Source organism: Citrobacter sp. Cpo037 (assembly GCF_030332945.1).
Lineage (GTDB): Bacteria > Pseudomonadota > Gammaproteobacteria > Enterobacterales > Enterobacteriaceae > Citrobacter > Citrobacter portucalensis.
The window spans coordinates 1-17,003 of sequence record NZ_JAOWGW010000070.1 but is presented as its reverse complement, the minus strand read 5'-3'; the positions used below and the strand labels follow the sequence as shown (position 1 = coordinate 17,003).

Genomic DNA, 17,003 nt, shown 5'->3' with positions numbered 1-17,003 from the left:
GCGAGCTGGGATCTACCTGTGGAAAAATAGGGGATTAAAAAAACCGATCATGGCTTGATGGTACGCATGATCGGGTTTTGCAGGACGATCAGGGTTTCAGTGGACTGAATTTCGTCAATTGTTTGGATCTTGTTGATAAGTACCTGCTGCAATGCGTCGATCGACTTGCACATCACCTTAATAAAGATGCTGTAGTGCCCGGTGGTGTAATACGCTTCGGTCACTTCATCGAGGCTTTCCAGTCTGGCCAGCGCTGACGGATAGTCTTTCGCACTTTTCAGGATGATGCCGATAAAGCAGCCGACGTCATAACCCAATTGTTTGGGACTGACATCAATCCGCGCGCCGGTAATAATCCCCGCCTGCTTCATCTTTTCTACGCGAACGTGAATTGTTCCTGGGCTGACGCCGAACTGTTTGGCTAATTCTGCGTAGGCGGTACGAGCATTTTCCATTAAGGCGTCAAGAATGCCGCGGTCCAGATTGTCGATCTGATAATTTTCCATAGGTTTTTCTTATGTAGATTAATGATTCCCTCTATTTTAGACGTAATTTTTAACGAATCAAAATCGAAGTCGGCTTTTTGTTTGTTGATTATTGAATATTACCTCCATTCTGTTGCTTAATCATAGGCAACAGGACACAGGAGTACACATAATGAAAACCGCTTACATTGCCAAACAACGTCAAATTAGCTTCGTAAAATCTCATTTTTCTCGCCAGCTGGAAGAGCGTTTAGGCCTGATCGAAGTTCAGGCGCCGATCCTCAGCCGCGTTGGAGATGGCACGCAGGATAACTTGTCAGGCTGTGAAAAAGCGGTGCAGGTGAAGGTTAAAGCATTGCCAGACGCTCAATTCGAAGTGGTTCATTCACTGGCGAAGTGGAAGCGTCAAACGTTAGGACAACACGACTTTAGCGCAGGCGAGGGGCTGTACACGCACATGAAAGCCCTGCGTCCCGATGAAGATCGCCTCTCCCCGCTGCACTCAGTGTACGTTGACCAGTGGGACTGGGAGCGCGTGATGGGCGACGGTGAGCGTCAATTCTCCACTCTGAAAAGCACGGTAGAGGCTATCTGGGAGGGAATTAAGGCCACCGAAGCTGCGGTTAGCAAAGAGTTTGGTCTGGCACCGTTCCTGCCAGAACAGATCCACTTTGTTCATAGCCAGGAGCTGTTATCTCGTTATCCGGATCTTGATGCAAAAGGTCGTGAACGTGCGATCGCTAAAGAGCTGGGTGCGGTATTCCTGGTGGGGATCGGCGGCAAGCTCAGTGACGGTCACCGTCATGACGTACGTGCGCCGGATTATGATGACTGGAGTTCAGCGTCCGAGCTGGGTCATGCCGGTCTGAACGGTGATATTCTGGTCTGGAACCCGGTTCTGGAAGATGCGTTTGAGCTGTCTTCTATGGGGATCCGTGTGGATGCTGACGCCCTGAAACACCAGCTGTCTCTGACCGGTGATGAAGATCGCCTGAGTCTGGAGTGGCACCAGGCGCTGCTGCGCGGTGAAATGCCGCAGACAATTGGTGGCGGCATTGGGCAGTCGCGTCTGACCATGCTGTTGCTGCAATTACCGCACATTGGTCAGGTTCAGTGTGGCGTATGGCCGGCCCAGGTTCGTGAAAGCGTCGCTTCTCTGCTGTAACAATTAACGCCGCCAGCGTCTGAGCAGGCGGCTTCGCATTCCGGTATCAAAGCGCCAGATATGATCGAAAATGCGCATGATGCCGGGTTTGCCATGTGCTGACATCGCTACCGCATGAAAACGGTGCTGGTGCACCCGCTGTAATTCTCCCACTTTGCTGACTACTTCATCGGGCAATCGCTGAGCGATAAAATCTGAGATAACCACCGCATCGGCATCAAACCATTCCCGACCCTGCATGCGTTCAATAATGGCGCGAAAACAGCTGGCAATATCAGTGCCGCCACGAAAGCGCTGACTTAAAAAGCGGATCGCCTGCTCGATGCCCTCCGGACCGGAAAGCTCATAGCGCACCACTTCTGTTGAAAACAGCATAATGAAACAGCGCCGGTTATCGGCAAGGGCAACGCGCATTAGCGCCAGGCAAAAGGCTTTCGCACACTGCTCATTAAATCCGCCCATCGATCCCGAGGTATCAACGCAGACGATAAAAGGCCCGCGCGGCTGCTCGTCAAAATCCTGATGCACCACCGGACGTTCCGTTACTTTCTCACGCCATGCTTCGCCGTGCAGGCGGTAGGTGAGCAGTTGCTTTTCCACCAGCCGTCGGTAGAACTCGTATTCCAGTTCGGTAATGCCCAGCGTGGCCAGCTCTGGCGGTAGCAGGCGCAGGATATCGTCACTTTGCAGGATGCCATCCACCTGCTCTGGGACGGTTGCAGGTTCGCGCACCAGCGTACGGAAGGTTTCCATTGGCGCATCTTTACGCGGCACGGATTTCGCCTCTCTGGAACGACCTAACTGTTCGGCCAGGCGCTGGAGTTCGGGTTGTTGCGTCAGAAATTCGCCGTATTTCACCATCAACTGATAATCACCGCGCTTGATTTGGCCCGCGCTCATATCCCACAACCGGCCTGCTGCGTTGTCATTTTCTGCCAGTACAGGTTCCAGTTGCCCGCTGAGGGTCATCCGTTCTTGTACTTCACTGAGCAAATGCTCGCGCTCTTCTTCCAGCAGTTGCTGATTCAGCGTTGTGGTTTGCACCACCAGGCTCAGGCGCCAGCGCTGGAGAAAAAGCGTATGTAGTGCGGGCGTAAAGGTGCTGTTGTCATTGACCAGTTGCTGCGCTTGCCCGGCCCACGGCGAATGGAGGCGGTGCAATAGGGATAATATTTGCGGTAGCTGAACGATAAACTGCGCATGAGAGAGGAGCTGGCTTTGTTGATAGCACATAACCTCCTCCATCAGCTCCGGCGGTACGTGGGTATCTTTGAGGCGGCTACGCAATGATTCACGCCAGCGGGGAATGTCGTCAGTGATCGCTTTTTTAAGGCGAGGAAATTTTTTAAAAAATACCACCATCTTTGGGGAAGCCAGCAGGGCGACGATCATCTCTTCGATCATTGCCTCTTCGCTGACTGCCAGCATGATGTTGAGCGTATCAAGGGTCAGCATTGTTGCGCCTGGCGGATTTGCGCCCCGACATCCTGCAGGCTGGCCTCAATGCGGCCTAACCAGTCGCTATGAATAAACAGGCATTTTTGCTGTTCGCTGAATGCGCTGTGCTGCTGATGCCACTCATTATCGAGCGCTTCAAACTCCTGTTTTATCTCTGCGGGCATACTCTCTTGCGAAGCACCCGGCAGCGCCAGGCGAGAACCTTGTAAACTGACATCGCGTACAACCAGATGCTGTGCGCTATCGACTTCCATATTCAGCGTTTGGGCAAAGCCGATCCCGTTTAGTTTTCCGCGGATCTCACCGCCTTTTGTTAGCCACAGTTCCAGCGCGCCACGTTCGAAAGCTATATGGATAACCTCCATATCATGCAGTTTTAAAGGCTTTTGCAGCAGTAATGTCACGACAGAAGACGAGGCTTCTGGCGGTAAATCATAATGAGGACGACGGCTGAAAATTCCGCCCTGGCGGATCACCGTGAACGCCGTTTTGTCACTTTGCTGCTGCTGGAGCTGAATGCGGCGCTGCACAATGCTGCCCAGGCGCGTCAGCATGGCTTGCTGCTGCCAGGCGTGTCCGGTCATCAATATTTCAAGCTGCTGTTGCATCAGATTAAGGCTTTGCGCGTCGTACCACAGGCAATCTTTCAGCAGGATCAGGTCGATAGGTACTACCGCATCGCGTCCGCTAAAGAAAGCACTGGCCTGGAGTAAGCGGATCGCTTTTTTCCAGCGACGATCGGACACATAAGGTGCATTCGGTAACACGTCCAACTGCTGGCGCAGCGTGAAAATGAGCTCAAACACGCGATCGGGAAGCTTGATCGCACCAATGTTTTTTTGCCACTGATGATACTCTTCATCCGTCACCTGCAATGATGCCGGGACCGGATTGTCGCTTTCATCCTGCTGACTTAACAGCATGGAGCGGAAATTGGCCTTGTCCTGAACTTTATCCAGCCACAGACGAATCAGCATACGGTCGTACAGCGCTTCCAGGCTGCTGTCGGCTTCAGGCAGTTCGTTGGAAGCAGCCACCAGCAGACGCATCGGAATTTTTTCTTCATACGCGCCGTTACGGAAATGACGTTCGTTAATGGCGGTCAACAGGGTGTTAAGAATTGCCGGGCCTGCTTTCCAGATTTCATCGAGAAAAACGATTTCAGCTTCAGGAAGATAGCCCGCCGTTAAGCGTTCATAGCGACCTTCGTCTTTTAACGCCTGAATGGACAGCGGACCAAACACCTCTTCGGGCGTAGAGAAGCGCGTCATCAGGTATTCAAAAGCGCGTGCGTTTTGGAAGGCAAACTTCAGTCGGCGGGCAATTAAGCTTTTTGCGATCCCCGGGGGGCCTAATAAGAAAACGCTCTCGCCGCTGAGTGCTGCCAGCAGACACAGACGAATGGCGTGGCTACGTTCATAAAGTCCCTTTTCCAGCGCATTGCTCAGACGGGAAATTCTTTCCGCTAATAAATGTGGGTGAGCCATAATGAAGTGGCGTCCTTTCGCCAAATGTACTGCATAAACTGCGAGTATAGATGCTTCACACCATTGCAGTAATAGACTGAAGGTGCGCTTATTTTTCTTTGAGCCAGATTAATCTGGTCTCATTTAGGGGTACGATTTTGTGATTAATCGTGCATACTGTGCGCCTTTTTGTGGGCCAAGGGACGACGCACACATTTCTTATATATACACCAAATCAATCAAGCTGCACCAAGGCGGCAATGGAGTTTTCTTCTGGGATGGGGGGAATAACGAATGCAGCCCATACGGAGTGGCTTGAAAGATGATGTGTATAAACGAAAGACGAGTCTATGAGCACTGATAATAAACAATCATTGTCTGCGATTACCCTTGCGGCCATTGGGGTTGTCTACGGTGATATTGGTACCAGCCCACTTTATACGCTTCGTGAATGTTTGTCCGGCCAGTTTGGTTTTGGCGTTGAACGTGATGCCGTATTTGGTTTTCTCTCGCTGATTTTCTGGCTGCTGATCTTTGTTGTCTCCATTAAATACCTGACGTTTGTCATGCGCGCAGATAACGCCGGAGAAGGCGGGATCCTGACGCTGATGTCATTGGCCGGGCGCAATACCTCGGCGCGAACAACCTCCATGCTGGTCATTATGGGATTGATAGGCGGCAGCTTCTTCTATGGTGAAGTGGTGATTACGCCAGCCATTTCGGTGATGTCTGCAATTGAAGGTCTGGAGATAGTTGCCCCGCAACTGGATACCTGGATTGTTCCGCTCTCAATAATTGTGCTGACCCTGCTGTTTTTGATTCAAAAACACGGTACCGGCATGGTCGGTAAGCTGTTTGCGCCGATTATGCTGCTATGGTTCCTGACGCTCGCGGTATTAGGTGTGCGCAGTATTATTGGCAATCCGGAAGTGCTGCAGGCGCTCAATCCGTATTGGGCGGTGCATTTCTTCCTCGAATTCAAAACGCTGTCCTTTATCGCGCTGGGTGCGGTGGTGCTGTCGATTACCGGTGTTGAAGCGCTGTATGCGGATATGGGCCACTTCGGTAAATTGCCGATTCGTCTGGCATGGTTCTCCGTGGTATTGCCTTCACTGGTGCTGAACTATTTTGGGCAGGGCGCGTTGCTGTTAAAGCATCCTGAAGCGATCAAAAACCCGTTTTTCCTGCTGGCGCCGGACTGGGCATTAATTCCATTGTTGATCCTCGCCGCGCTGGCAACGGTCATCGCCTCTCAGGCGGTTATCTCCGGTGTCTTCTCGCTGACGCGTCAGGCCGTACGTCTGGGGTATTTATCGCCGATGCGTATCATCCATACCTCGGAAATGGAATCGGGCCAGATTTACATTCCTTTCGTTAACTGGATGCTCTATTTTGCGGTAGTTATCGTGATAGTGAGCTTTGAACACTCCAGTAACCTTGCTGCGGCGTATGGGATTGCGGTAACGGGGACGATGGTACTGACTTCAATTCTGTCGACCACCGTGGCGCGCAAAAACTGGCACTGGAATAAATACTTCGTCTTCCTGATCCTGGTGGCGTTCTTGTGCGTCGATGTTCCGCTGTTCTCCGCGAACCTCGATAAGCTTATTTCCGGCGGTTGGCTGCCTCTGACGCTGGGTCTGGTGATGTTCACCATCATGACCACCTGGAAAAGCGAACGCTTCCGTCTGCTGCGTCGCATGCATGAGCACGGTAACTCTCTGGAGGCGATGATTGCTTCTCTGGAGAAATCGCCACCGGTACGCGTGCCGGGAACGGCGGTGTATATGTCCCGCGCACTGAACGTCATCCCGTTTGCACTTCTGCATAACCTCAAGCATAACAAGGTGCTGCATGAGCGCGTTATTCTGCTGACGCTGCGCACGGAAGATGCGCCCTATGTTCACAACGTGCGTAGAGTGCAGATTGAGCAGTTATCGCCCACCTTCTGGCGCGTGGTGGCCAGCTACGGTTGGCGCGAAACGCCGAACGTGGAGGAAGTGTTCCATCGCTGCGGTCTGGAAGGCTTAAGCTGTCGGATGATGGAAACGTCCTTCTTCATGTCGCATGAGTCGTTGATTGTTGGCAAGCGGCCATGGTACCTGCGTCTGCGCGGCAAGCTGTATCTGCTGCTACAGCGCAACGCGCTGCGCGCGCCGGACCAGTTTGAAATCCCACCGAACCGGGTTATTGAGCTTGGTACTCAGGTAGAGATTTAATCTCGTCGACGCCCTCTTTCATCGCGAAAGGGGGCGTTTTGTTTTGCCCCTCTCAGTTTTCATTTCATCGAATGATAATCCTTGCGAAACGTTTCGATGGCGATCACATTTTCGTAACGTCGCGGTGGTTTTCTGTCCACTCTTCGCAATACACTTATCTCTAGCGAAACGTTTCGCTAGTGGGGAAAGAAAATGAAGAAAGGCACGGTACTCAACTCTGAAATTTCAACGGTGATCTCCCGTCTGGGGCATACCGATACGCTGGTGGTGTGTGATGCAGGTTTACCCATCCCAAACAGCACAACGCGTATTGATATGGCATTAACCCAGGGCGTACCTTCTTTTATGCAGGTACTGGATGTGGTCACACGTGAAATGCAGGTCGAGGCGGCCATTCTCGCGTCGGAAATTAAACAACATAATCCGCAACTCCACGAAACGTTGCTCAGCCACATTGAGCAACTGCAACAACACCAGGGAAACACCATAGAAATTCGTTACACCACGCATGAACAATTCAAAAAACAAACCGCAGACAGTCAGGCGGTAATTCGCAGCGGAGAATGTTCTCCGTATGCGAATATCATTCTCTGTGCTGGCGTCACGTTCTGAGGCCATCATGAACGCATTACTGCAACTTAAAGGGATCGATAAAGCGTTCCCGGGCGTAAAAGCGCTATCCGGCGCCGCATTGAATGTCTACCCTGGCCGCGTAATGGCGCTGGTGGGCGAAAACGGCGCGGGCAAATCCACCATGATGAAAGTGTTGACCGGGATCTATACCCGTGATGCCGGCTCTTTATTATGGCTGGGGAAAGAGACCACCTTTAACGGCCCTAAATCCTCTCAGGAAGCTGGTATCGGTATCATCCACCAGGAGCTGAACCTGATCCCGCAACTCACTATCGCCGAGAACATTTTTCTTGGCCGTGAGTTTGTGAATCGCTTTGGCAAAATTGACTGGAAGAAGATGTACGCCGAAGCCGATCTGCTGCTCGCCAAACTGAATCTGCGCTTTAAAAGCGACAGACTGGTTGGTGAGCTATCGATTGGCGATCAGCAGATGGTCGAAATTGCCAAAGTGCTGAGCTTTGAATCGAAAGTCATCATTATGGATGAACCGACGGATGCCCTCACCGATACCGAAACCGAATCCCTGTTCCGCGTCATCCGCGAACTGAAATCCCAGGGACGCGGCATTGTCTATATTTCTCACCGTATGAAAGAGATCTTCGAGATTTGCGACGACGTAACCGTCTTCCGCGACGGGCAGTTTATTGCCGAGCGTGAAGTCGCCTCGCTGACTGAAGACTCGCTGATTGAAATGATGGTGGGACGTAAACTGGAAGATCAGTACCCGCGCCTGGAAAAAGCGCCGGGTGATATTCGCCTGAAGGTCGATAACCTGTGTGGCCCTGGCGTAAACGATGTTTCGTTCACGCTGCGTAAAGGCGAGATCCTTGGCGTATCCGGGCTGATGGGGGCCGGACGAACCGAACTGATGAAAGTGTTGTACGGCGCATTGCCGCGCACCAGCGGTTACGTCACGCTTGATGGCCATGAAGTGGTTACCCGTTCGCCGCAGGATGGGTTGGCTAACGGCATCGTCTATATTTCTGAAGACCGTAAACGCGATGGTTTAGTGCTGGGCATGTCGGTGAAAGAGAACATGTCACTGACCGCGCTGCGTTATTTCAGCCGCGCCGGTGGAAGCCTTAAACATAAAGATGAGCAGCAGGCGGTGGGTGATTTTATTCGTCTGTTCAATGTTAAAACACCATCAATGGAACAGGCTATCGGCCTGCTGTCCGGTGGTAACCAGCAGAAAGTGGCGATTGCGCGCGGTCTGATGACCCGGCCAAAAGTGCTGATCCTTGATGAACCAACGCGCGGCGTTGACGTTGGAGCCAAGAAAGAAATCTATCAGCTTATCAACCAGTTTAAGGCTGACGGGCTGAGCATCATTCTGGTCTCCTCTGAGATGCCAGAAGTATTGGGCATGAGCGATCGAATTATCGTTATGCATGAAGGGCATCTCGGCGGTGAGTTCACTCGCGAGCAGGCCACTCAGGAAGTATTAATGGCTGCCGCTGTGGGCAAGCTTAATCGCGTGAATCAGGAGTAAAAAAGATGACTACCCAGGCTGTTTCTGGTCGCCGTTATTTCACTAAAGCATGGCTTCTGGAGCAAAAGTCGCTCATCGCTCTGTTAGTGCTGATCGCGATTGTTTCCACCATGAGCCCTAACTTTTTTACCGTTAATAACCTGTTCAACATTCTCCAGCAAACGTCGGTGAACGCCATCATGGCCGTTGGCATGACGCTGGTTATCCTGACGTCAGGTATCGATCTGTCCGTCGGTTCCTTGCTGGCGCTTACCGGCGCGGTTGCGGCTTCAATTGTAGGGATTGAGGTCAATGCGCTGGTGGCTGTTGCTGCAGCCCTGGCGCTCGGCGCTGCCATTGGTGCAGTCACCGGGGTGATTGTTGCGAAAGGCCGGGTGCAGGCGTTTATTGCAACGCTGGTGATGATGCTGCTGCTGCGCGGCGTGACCATGGTGTACACCAACGGCAGTCCGGTTAATACCGGATTTACTGACAATGCCGATCTGTTTGGCTGGTTTGGTATTGGTCGTCCGTTAGGCATCCCTACGCCAGTGTGGATCATGGGGATTGTCTTCCTCGCGGCGTGGTACATGCTGCACCACACTCGTCTGGGCCGTTATATCTACGCGCTGGGCGGTAACGAAGCGGCAACGCGTTTGTCTGGTATCAGCGTCAGTAAAATCAAAATTATCGTTTACTCACTGTGCGGTCTGCTGGCATCGCTGGCGGGCATCATTGAAGTCGCGCGCCTCTCCTCTGCGCAACCAACAGCAGGTACTGGCTATGAGCTCGATGCGATCGCAGCGGTGGTGTTAGGCGGTACCAGCCTGGCGGGTGGTAAAGGACGTATTGTTGGGACGCTGATCGGCGCATTGATTCTTGGTTTCCTCAATAATGGTTTGAATTTGTTAGGTGTATCCTCCTATTACCAGATGATCGTCAAAGCGGTGGTGATTTTGCTGGCGGTACTGGTAGACAACAAAAAGCAGTAACAACGATTACAGGACATCTTAAATATGAACATGAAAAAACTGGCTACCCTGGTTTCTGCTGTTGCGCTGAGCGCCACCGTGAGCGCGAATGCGATGGCGAAAGATACCATTGCGCTGGTGGTCTCCACCCTCAACAACCCGTTCTTTGTTTCTCTGAAGGATGGGGCGCAAAAAGAGGCGGATAAGCTGGGTTACAACCTGGTGATTCTGGACTCGCAGAATAACCCGGCGAAAGAGCTGGCTAACGTTCAGGACTTAACGGTTCGTGGAACTAAAATTCTGCTGATCAACCCGACTGACTCTGATGCCGTTGGTAATGCTGTGAAGATGGCTAACCAGGCAAAAATTCCGGTTATTACCCTTGACCGTGTTGCCTCCAAAGGCGAAGTGGTAAGCCACATTGCGTCTGATAACGTGTTGGGTGGCAAAATTGCGGGTGATTACATCGCGAAGAAGGCCGGTGAAGGCGCGAAAGTTATCGAACTGCAGGGGATTGCCGGAACTTCAGCGGCGCGTGAGCGTGGTGAAGGTTTCCAGCAGGCCGTTGCGGCACACAAATTTAACGTACTGGCCAGCCAGCCGGCAGACTTCGACCGCACCAAAGGTCTGAACGTCATGCAGAACCTGCTGACCGCGCATCCTGATGTGCAGGCCGTATTTGCCCAGAACGATGAAATGGCGCTGGGTGCGCTGCGCGCACTGCAAACCGCGGGTAAATCTGATGTGATGGTGGTTGGATTTGACGGCACTCCAGATGGCGAAAAAGCAGTAAATGATGGCAAACTGGCTGCGACTATTGCTCAGTTGCCGGATCAGATCGGCGCGAAAGGCGTTGAGACTGCGGATAAAGTCCTGAAAGGCGAGAAGGTTCAGGCTAAATATCCGGTTGACCTGAAGCTGGTCATCAAGCAGTAATACCGATTCAGGTCGCTCGCGGCCTGATGGAGACATAAATACGCCATCCCCGTATCTGATTTTGGGGATGAAAGCGTAAAAAGAAAAGCAGGGCACGCGCCACCCTAACCCGGTGGCGCACTTTGACTTGGAACACCAAATATGAAAACCGCAGGCAACCTCGTTGTTCTTGGCAGTATCAATGCCGATCACATCCTTAACCTTAACTCTTTCCCGACACCTGGTGAAACCGTAACTGGTAGCCATTATCAGGTCGCATTTGGCGGTAAAGGCGCGAATCAGGCTGTTGCTGCGGGTCGTAGTGGCGCGAATATCGCATTCATTGCCTGTACGGGCGATGATGATATTGGCGAAAGTGTGCGTAAACAGTTAGCCAAAGATAACATCGATATCGCGCCGATTAGCGTAATTTCGGGGGAATCGACCGGTGTGGCGTTGATTTTTGTGAATGGTGAAGGTGAGAACGTTATCGGCATTCATGCCGGAGCGAACGCAGCTCTTTCGCCAGCGCTGGTGGAAGCGCAGCATGAGCGTATTGCTCAGGCGTCCGCCTTACTTATGCAGTTAGAATCCCCGATCGAAAGCGTACTGACTGCAGCAAAGATTGCACATCAAAATAAGACCATGGTCGCCCTGAACCCTGCACCGGCACGTGAACTTTCTGATGAACTGCTGGCGCTGGTGGATATTATTACCCCGAATGAAACCGAGGCTGAAAAGCTGACGGGGATCCGGGTCGAAAATGATGAAGACGCGGCCAAAGCGGCGCAGGCATTGCACGCTAAAGGTATCCATACTGTACTGATTACTTTAGGTAGTCGCGGTGTGTGGGCCAGCGTTAATGGCGAAGGTCAGCGTGTGCCCGGTTTTAAAGTGGAAGCCGTTGATACTATTGCCGCTGGAGACACCTTTAATGGCGCGTTAATTACAGCGTTGCTGGAAGAGACTCCGCTGCCTGAAGCGATCCGTTTTGCGCATGCCGCTGCGGCGATAGCGGTTACCCGTAAAGGCGCACAGCCTTCCGTTCCGTGGCGCGAAGAAATAGAAGCGTTTTTAAGTCAACAGAGGTAACGCTTGGCTACAATGAAGGACGTCGCCCGCCAGGCGGGTGTTTCCACGTCGACGGTTTCTCACGTCATTAATAAAGATCGCTTTGTCAGTGAGTCCGTCACTGACAAAGTAGAAGCTGCAATTAAAGCGCTGAACTACGCGCCCTCAGCGCTGGCGCGTAGCCTCAAGTTAAACCAGACCCGCACGATTGGCATGTTAATCACTGCCAGTACCAATCCCTTCTATTCTGAACTAGTGCGCGGCGTTGAACGTAGCTGTTTCGAGCGCGGCTACAGTCTGGTGCTGTGCAATACCGAAGGCGATGAACAGCGCATGAACCGTAATCTGGAAACTCTGATGCAAAAACGTGTGGACGGCTTGTTGCTGCTCTGCACCGAAACACATCAGCCTTCCAGAGAGATAATGCAGCGTTATCCTTCTATACCGACCGTGATGATGGACTGGTCGCCTTTTGATGGTGAAAGCGATCTGATTCAGGATAATTCCTTGCTGGGCGGGGATTTAGCCACGCAACATCTTATCGAAAAAGGTTTTACGCGCATTGCCTGCATCACCGGGCCGCTGGATAAAACCCCGGCGCGTTTGCGTCTGGAAGGATATCGGGCAGCAATGAAGCGGGCGGGGTTGCCTGTTCCGGAAGGCTACGAGATTACCGGTGACTTTGAGTTCGGCGGCGGCTTTGAAGCTATGCAAACGTTGCTGTCGCATAAACAGCGACCGCAGGCCGTTTTTACAGGCAATGATGCAATGGCAGTTGGCGCGTATCAGGCTCTGTACCAGTCAGGATTGCGCATTCCGCAGGATATGGCTGTGGTGGGTTACGATGATATCGAGCTGGCGCGTTATATGACGCCGCCCCTGACGACCATCCACCAACCAAAAGATGAATTGGGCGAACTGGCCATCGATGTATTAATTCACCGGATGGCGCAGCCCGCATTACAGCAACAGCGTTTGCAGCTTACTCCTGTTCTGATGGAGCGGGGGTCGGTTTATGTTTGTGCCGATCTTTGATCAGGTTACGTCCATCTTTGGCTTTTAGCAGCATGAACATCAGCGCGGATATTACCGTGATAGCGCCCATCGTCATAAAGGTGTAGTGGAACTGCTCGACCGTATTGGTTCCTTCCATACCTTCATAGATACGCAGAACGGCGGCGCTGATGGCAACCCCTAAACTGATTGATAACTGCTGAGTAACGGCCAATACGCTGTTGCCGCTGCTGGCGTTTTCATCGGTCAGATCCGCCAGAGTGATGGTATTCATTGAAGTAAACTGGGTGGACATCGCCATACCTAAAATGAACAACGGCAGGATTAGCATCCAGACCGGCATGGCAGGAGATTGCAAAGCGAACTGCGCAATCATCAGGCCGATAAATACCGTAACACCCACCAATGTGGTCCTGTAGCCGAGTTTGCGCAGAACCTGCGTCACCATGGATTTTGCCAGAATTGAACCTAACGCTGTTGGCGCCATCATGCAGCCGGCTATCAGAGCCGGATATCCAAATCCTACCTGCAACATCAGCGGCATTAAGAAGGGCACGCAGCCTGTGCCCAGGCGAGTGGCGAGGTTTCCGGCGATCCCAACAGAAAAGGTCCGAGTCTTAAATATCGGAAGCGATATCAGCGGCGTTGGGTGGCGACGCGCATGGCGAATATAGGCGAGTAGTAACAACACACTGGCAAGAATAATACCGAGTGCGACCCAGGTCTCGACAAGCTTCTCACCGAACAATTCAACGCCGCTGGAAAACAACACCAGGCTCAAACCAAACAGAAAGAAACCGGTCATATCAAAACCGCGGCGTGGCGTGGTGAAGTTCGGCATATATTTGCGGGCATAGAAGATACCGGCAATGCCAATTGGAATATTAATCAGGAAGATCCAGTGCCAACTGGCCCATGTAACCAGTACACCGCCCAATACCGGACCTAAAATTGGCCCCACAAGTCCTGGCATGGTGACGAAGTTAAGCACGGGAAGCAGTTCGCTGCGGGGGTAAGCACGCAATAACGCCAGACGGGCAACGGGCATCATCATGGCGCCACCGATTCCCTGAATGACACGGAAAATCACCAGTTCGCTTAGGGAGCTGGACAGCGCACAGGCCAGCGATCCCAATGTAAACAGGCTAACGGCAATCATAAAGACGCGTCGGGTACCAAATCGGTCTGCCAGCCAACCACTTACCGGGATCAGCATCGCGACAGTCAGGGTATAGCTGATAATGGCCGACTGCATGGCGAGTGGAGAGCGGTTAAGACTATGTGCTATTGCGGGTAGGGCGGTATTGAGGATCGTGGCGTCTAGTGCCTGCATAAAAAAGGCCATGGCTGCTATCCACGGTAGCCCGGCCATACTGCGTGATTTCTTTTCTGACATATTATTTATCCGGTAGCACGTTCGGTGCTATCAGCAATGCCTGACAGGCAGCAAAGGCACGATCGCCATCGTTATCATCTATTGCGTCGACAATGGCCTGGTGCAAATCCAGTTTCACCACATCGTTATAGGTAATAGAGGTAAAGTAGGTCTGGTAAACCGAATGGAACAGAGATGCAAAGGAAATAAGGAACGGATTCGCACTCATTTCATAGATGTGCTCATGCCAGGCGATATCAACCTCAATCCAGCGTTCGCGTCTGAAGTTTCTTTTCAGCTCGACCATCTCTTCCATCAGCGTGTTGAGGTGCGCTTTCTGTTCAGCCGTACCTATGGTCGCTGCCAGTAAGCACGCCTGAGGCTCCAGGCTGATACGCATCACCAGAAAATGTTTAATGACCTGCGGGAAATTATCTTCTGTCATCCACCAGGTGAGCAGCTCCTGGTCAAGGAAGTTCCAGTTTGCTTGCGGCATGACGCGTGTACCAATACGTGGGCGCGGTAATACCATACCTTTTGCCGTTAATGTTTTTACTGCTTCTCTTACCGCGGTGCGACTCACGCCAAACTGATCGCCCAGCTCTATTTCGCCAGGCAATATCGCACCCGGCGCGTATTCACCTTTTAATATTCGCTGAGCCAGCTTTTCGGCCAGAACGTAGGACAAGTTTTTCTGTGCGGCTAGCTGTTGGGCATTTAACGGCATGAATGTTCTTCCTTACTCTTTTTCTTATTCATTAGTATGCCACCTGGAAGTGTGATTGCGGCTGCAAAAACGGCAATTTGCTTATTTTATGGCATGTTAATGGTTGTTTTGGTGAAAAAACACGCACTCGGAAAGTTATTTTAAATTTCCCCTTGTCAGCCTGAAATAACTCCCTATAATGCGCCTCCACTGACACGGAACAACGGATTACAAGCCGCCGGGTCAGCGGGGTTCCACTGAGAACTCCGGCGAAGAAAGCGAAATTAAATGCTTGACTTCGTAGCGGGATGGCGTAATATGCACACCCCGCGCCGCTGAGAAAAAGCGAAGCGGCACTGCTCTTTAACAATTTATCAGACAATCTGTGTGGGCACTCGAAGATACGGATTCTTAACGTCGCAAGACGAAAAATGAATACCAAGTCTCAACGAGTGAACACGTAATTCATTACGAAGTTTAATTCATTGAGCATCAAACTTTTAAATTGAAGAGTTTGATCATGGCTCAGATTGAACGCTGGCGGCAGGCCTAACACATGCAAGTCGAACGGTAGCACAGAGGAGCTTGCTCCTTGGGTGACGAGTGGCGGACGGGTGAGTAATGTCTGGGAAACTGCCCGATGGAGGGGGATAACTACTGGAAACGGTAGCTAATACCGCATAACGTCGCAAGACCAAAGAGGGGGACCTTCGGGCCTCTTGCCATCGGATGTGCCCAGATGGGATTAGCTAGTAGGTGGGGTAACGGCTCACCTAGGCGACGATCCCTAGCTGGTCTGAGAGGATGACCAGCCACACTGGAACTGAGACACGGTCCAGACTCCTACGGGAGGCAGCAGTGGGGAATATTGCACAATGGGCGCAAGCCTGATGCAGCCATGCCGCGTGTATGAAGAAGGCCTTCGGGTTGTAAAGTACTTTCAGCGAGGAGGAAGGTGTTGTGGTTAATAACCGCAGCAATTGACGTTACTCGCAGAAGAAGCACCGGCTAACTCCGTGCCAGCAGCCGCGGTAATACGGAGGGTGCAAGCGTTAATCGGAATTACTGGGCGTAAAGCGCACGCAGGCGGTCTGTCAAGTCGGATGTGAAATCCCCGGGCTCAACCTGGGAACTGCATCCGAAACTGGCAGGCTAGAGTCTTGTAGAGGGGGGTAGAATTCCAGGTGTAGCGGTGAAATGCGTAGAGATCTGGAGGAATACCGGTGGCGAAGGCGGCCCCCTGGACAAAGACTGACGCTCAGGTGCGAAAGCGTGGGGAGCAAACAGGATTAGATACCCTGGTAGTCCACGCCGTAAACGATGTCGACTTGGAGGTTGTGCCCTTGAGGCGTGGCTTCCGGAGCTAACGCGTTAAGTCGACCGCCTGGGGAGTACGGCCGCAAGGTTAAAACTCAAATGAATTGACGGGGGCCCGCACAAGCGGTGGAGCATGTGGTTTAATTCGATGCAACGCGAAGAACCTTACCTACTCTTGACATCCAGAGAACTTAGCAGAGATGCTTTGGTGCCTTCGGGAACTCTGAGACAGGTGCTGCATGGCTGTCGTCAGCTCGTGTTGTGAAATGTTGGGTTAAGTCCCGCAACGAGCGCAACCCTTATCCTTTGTTGCCAGCGGTTAGGCCGGGAACTCAAAGGAGACTGCCAGTGATAAACTGGAGGAAGGTGGGGATGACGTCAAGTCATCATGGCCCTTACGAGTAGGGCTACACACGTGCTACAATGGCATATACAAAGAGAAGCGACCTCGCGAGAGCAAGCGGACCTCATAAAGTATGTCGTAGTCCGGATTGGAGTCTGCAACTCGACTCCATGAAGTCGGAATCGCTAGTAATCGTGGATCAGAATGCCACGGTGAATACGTTCCCGGGCCTTGTACACACCGCCCGTCACACCATGGGAGTGGGTTGCAAAAGAAGTAGGTAGCTTAACCTTCGGGAGGGCGCTTACCACTTTGTGATTCATGACTGGGGTGAAGTCGTAACAAGGTAACCGTAGGGGAACCTGCGGTTGGATCACCTCCTTACCTTAAAGAA

At 52.1% G+C, this 17,003-nt stretch carries 13 protein-coding genes and 1 rRNA gene; 9 read left to right on the top strand and 5 right to left on the bottom strand.

The window, feature by feature from the left end:
- Positions 1-47: 47 nt before the first annotated feature.
- Positions 48-506 carry a transcriptional regulator AsnC gene (gene asnC / locus OGX94_RS17015; RefSeq protein ID WP_003023780.1) on the bottom strand — a complete coding sequence of 153 codons (459 nt, stop codon included), beginning with the start codon at positions 504-506 and terminating at the stop codon, positions 48-50.
- A 151-nt stretch (positions 507-657) separates the two neighbouring features.
- On the opposite strand from asnC, the gene asnA reads away from it, so the two are divergent.
- Positions 658-1,650, top strand: a complete 993-nt coding sequence (gene asnA, locus OGX94_RS17010) for an aspartate--ammonia ligase (RefSeq protein WP_257662157.1) — start codon at positions 658-660, stop codon at positions 1,648-1,650.
- Between the two features lie 3 nt (positions 1,651-1,653).
- Here asnA and viaA read toward each other — a convergent pair whose 3' ends face one another.
- Both viaA and ravA read right to left on the bottom strand, forming a co-directional pair.
- Complete coding sequence (viaA, locus tag OGX94_RS17005) at positions 1,654-3,105, bottom strand: ATPase RavA stimulator ViaA (RefSeq protein ID WP_286569625.1); 1,452 nt, start codon at positions 3,103-3,105, stop codon at positions 1,654-1,656.
- Positions 3,099-4,595, bottom strand: coding sequence for an ATPase RavA (gene ravA, locus OGX94_RS17000; RefSeq protein WP_257662155.1), 1,497 nt, complete (start codon positions 4,593-4,595; stop codon positions 3,099-3,101). Before ravA ends, viaA begins: the two co-directional genes overlap by 7 nt.
- Positions 4,596-4,924: 329 nt before the next feature.
- Here ravA and kup point away from each other — a divergent pair, with 329 nt between their 5' ends.
- The 7 genes from kup to rbsR all read left to right on the top strand — a co-directional run bounded on the left by kup (position 4,925) and on the right by rbsR (position 12,889).
- The gene (gene kup / locus OGX94_RS16995; RefSeq protein WP_003827003.1) at positions 4,925-6,793 is read left to right on the top strand and encodes a low affinity potassium transporter Kup; all 1,869 of its coding nucleotides are present in this window, start codon (positions 4,925-4,927) and stop codon (positions 6,791-6,793) included.
- Positions 6,794-6,985: 192 nt separating this feature from the next.
- Complete coding sequence (rbsD, locus tag OGX94_RS16990) at positions 6,986-7,405, top strand: D-ribose pyranase (RefSeq protein WP_003827001.1); 420 nt, start codon at positions 6,986-6,988, stop codon at positions 7,403-7,405.
- Between the two features lie 7 nt (positions 7,406-7,412).
- Positions 7,413-8,918 (top strand): ribose ABC transporter ATP-binding protein RbsA, encoded by a 1,506-nt coding sequence (gene rbsA / locus OGX94_RS16985; protein ID WP_003023764.1) that lies wholly within the window; start codon positions 7,413-7,415, stop codon positions 8,916-8,918.
- A 5-nt stretch (positions 8,919-8,923) separates the two neighbouring features.
- Positions 8,924-9,889: a ribose ABC transporter permease gene (gene rbsC / locus OGX94_RS16980; protein WP_003826999.1), complete on the top strand. Its 966-nt coding sequence runs from the start codon at positions 8,924-8,926 to the stop codon at positions 9,887-9,889.
- Between the two features lie 24 nt (positions 9,890-9,913).
- A complete protein-coding gene (rbsB, locus tag OGX94_RS16975) occupies positions 9,914-10,804 on the top strand; it encodes a ribose ABC transporter substrate-binding protein RbsB (protein ID WP_003023760.1) in 891 nt (296 codons plus the stop codon).
- A 141-nt stretch (positions 10,805-10,945) separates the two neighbouring features.
- Positions 10,946-11,875, top strand: coding sequence for a ribokinase (gene rbsK, locus OGX94_RS16970; protein WP_003826997.1), 930 nt, complete (start codon positions 10,946-10,948; stop codon positions 11,873-11,875).
- Positions 11,876-11,878: 3 nt separating this feature from the next.
- Entirely contained in the window at positions 11,879-12,889 is a 1,011-nt protein-coding gene (rbsR, locus tag OGX94_RS16965) for a ribose operon transcriptional repressor RbsR (protein WP_257662154.1), read from the top strand.
- Here rbsR and mdtD read toward each other — a convergent pair.
- The gene (gene mdtD, locus OGX94_RS16960) at positions 12,837-14,264 is read right to left on the bottom strand and encodes a multidrug transporter subunit MdtD (protein ID WP_257662153.1); all 1,428 of its coding nucleotides are present in this window, start codon (positions 14,262-14,264) and stop codon (positions 12,837-12,839) included. The two genes, rbsR and mdtD, sit on opposite strands and share 53 nt — an antisense overlap.
- Before the next feature lies 1 nt (position 14,265).
- Complete coding sequence (locus tag OGX94_RS16955; protein ID WP_003023753.1) at positions 14,266-14,970, bottom strand: FadR/GntR family transcriptional regulator; 705 nt, start codon at positions 14,968-14,970, stop codon at positions 14,266-14,268.
- Between the two features lie 481 nt (positions 14,971-15,451).
- Between OGX94_RS16955 and OGX94_RS16950 the strand changes: the two genes are divergently transcribed.
- Positions 15,452-16,993 (top strand): 16S ribosomal RNA (locus OGX94_RS16950).
- The last annotated feature ends 10 nt before the right edge of the window (positions 16,994-17,003 follow it).

Bases quoted from the DNA above. Each gene is read 5' to 3' on its own strand.
- kup (WP_003827003.1), top strand. From the start codon at position 4,925: ATGAGCACTGATAATAAACAATCATTGTCTGCGATTACCCTTGCGGCC.
- rbsD (WP_003827001.1), top strand. From the start codon at position 6,986: ATGAAGAAAGGCACGGTACTCAACTCTGAAATTTCAACGGTGATCTCC.
- mdtD (WP_257662153.1), bottom strand. From the start codon at position 14,264: ATGTCAGAAAAGAAATCACGCAGTATGGCCGGGCTACCGTGGATAGCA.
- rbsB (WP_003023760.1), top strand. From the start codon at position 9,914: ATGAACATGAAAAAACTGGCTACCCTGGTTTCTGCTGTTGCGCTGAGC.
- rbsC (WP_003826999.1), top strand. From the start codon at position 8,924: ATGACTACCCAGGCTGTTTCTGGTCGCCGTTATTTCACTAAAGCATGG.
- rbsA (WP_003023764.1), top strand. From the start codon at position 7,413: ATGAACGCATTACTGCAACTTAAAGGGATCGATAAAGCGTTCCCGGGC.
- asnA (WP_257662157.1), top strand. From the start codon at position 658: ATGAAAACCGCTTACATTGCCAAACAACGTCAAATTAGCTTCGTAAAA.
- viaA (WP_286569625.1), bottom strand. From the start codon at position 3,105: ATGCTGACCCTTGATACGCTCAACATCATGCTGGCAGTCAGCGAAGAG.
- ravA (WP_257662155.1), bottom strand. From the start codon at position 4,595: ATGGCTCACCCACATTTATTAGCGGAAAGAATTTCCCGTCTGAGCAAT.
- OGX94_RS16955 (WP_003023753.1), bottom strand. From the start codon at position 14,970: ATGCCGTTAAATGCCCAACAGCTAGCCGCACAGAAAAACTTGTCCTAC.
- rbsK (WP_003826997.1), top strand. From the start codon at position 10,946: ATGAAAACCGCAGGCAACCTCGTTGTTCTTGGCAGTATCAATGCCGAT.
- asnC (WP_003023780.1), bottom strand. From the start codon at position 506: ATGGAAAATTATCAGATCGACAATCTGGACCGCGGCATTCTTGACGCC.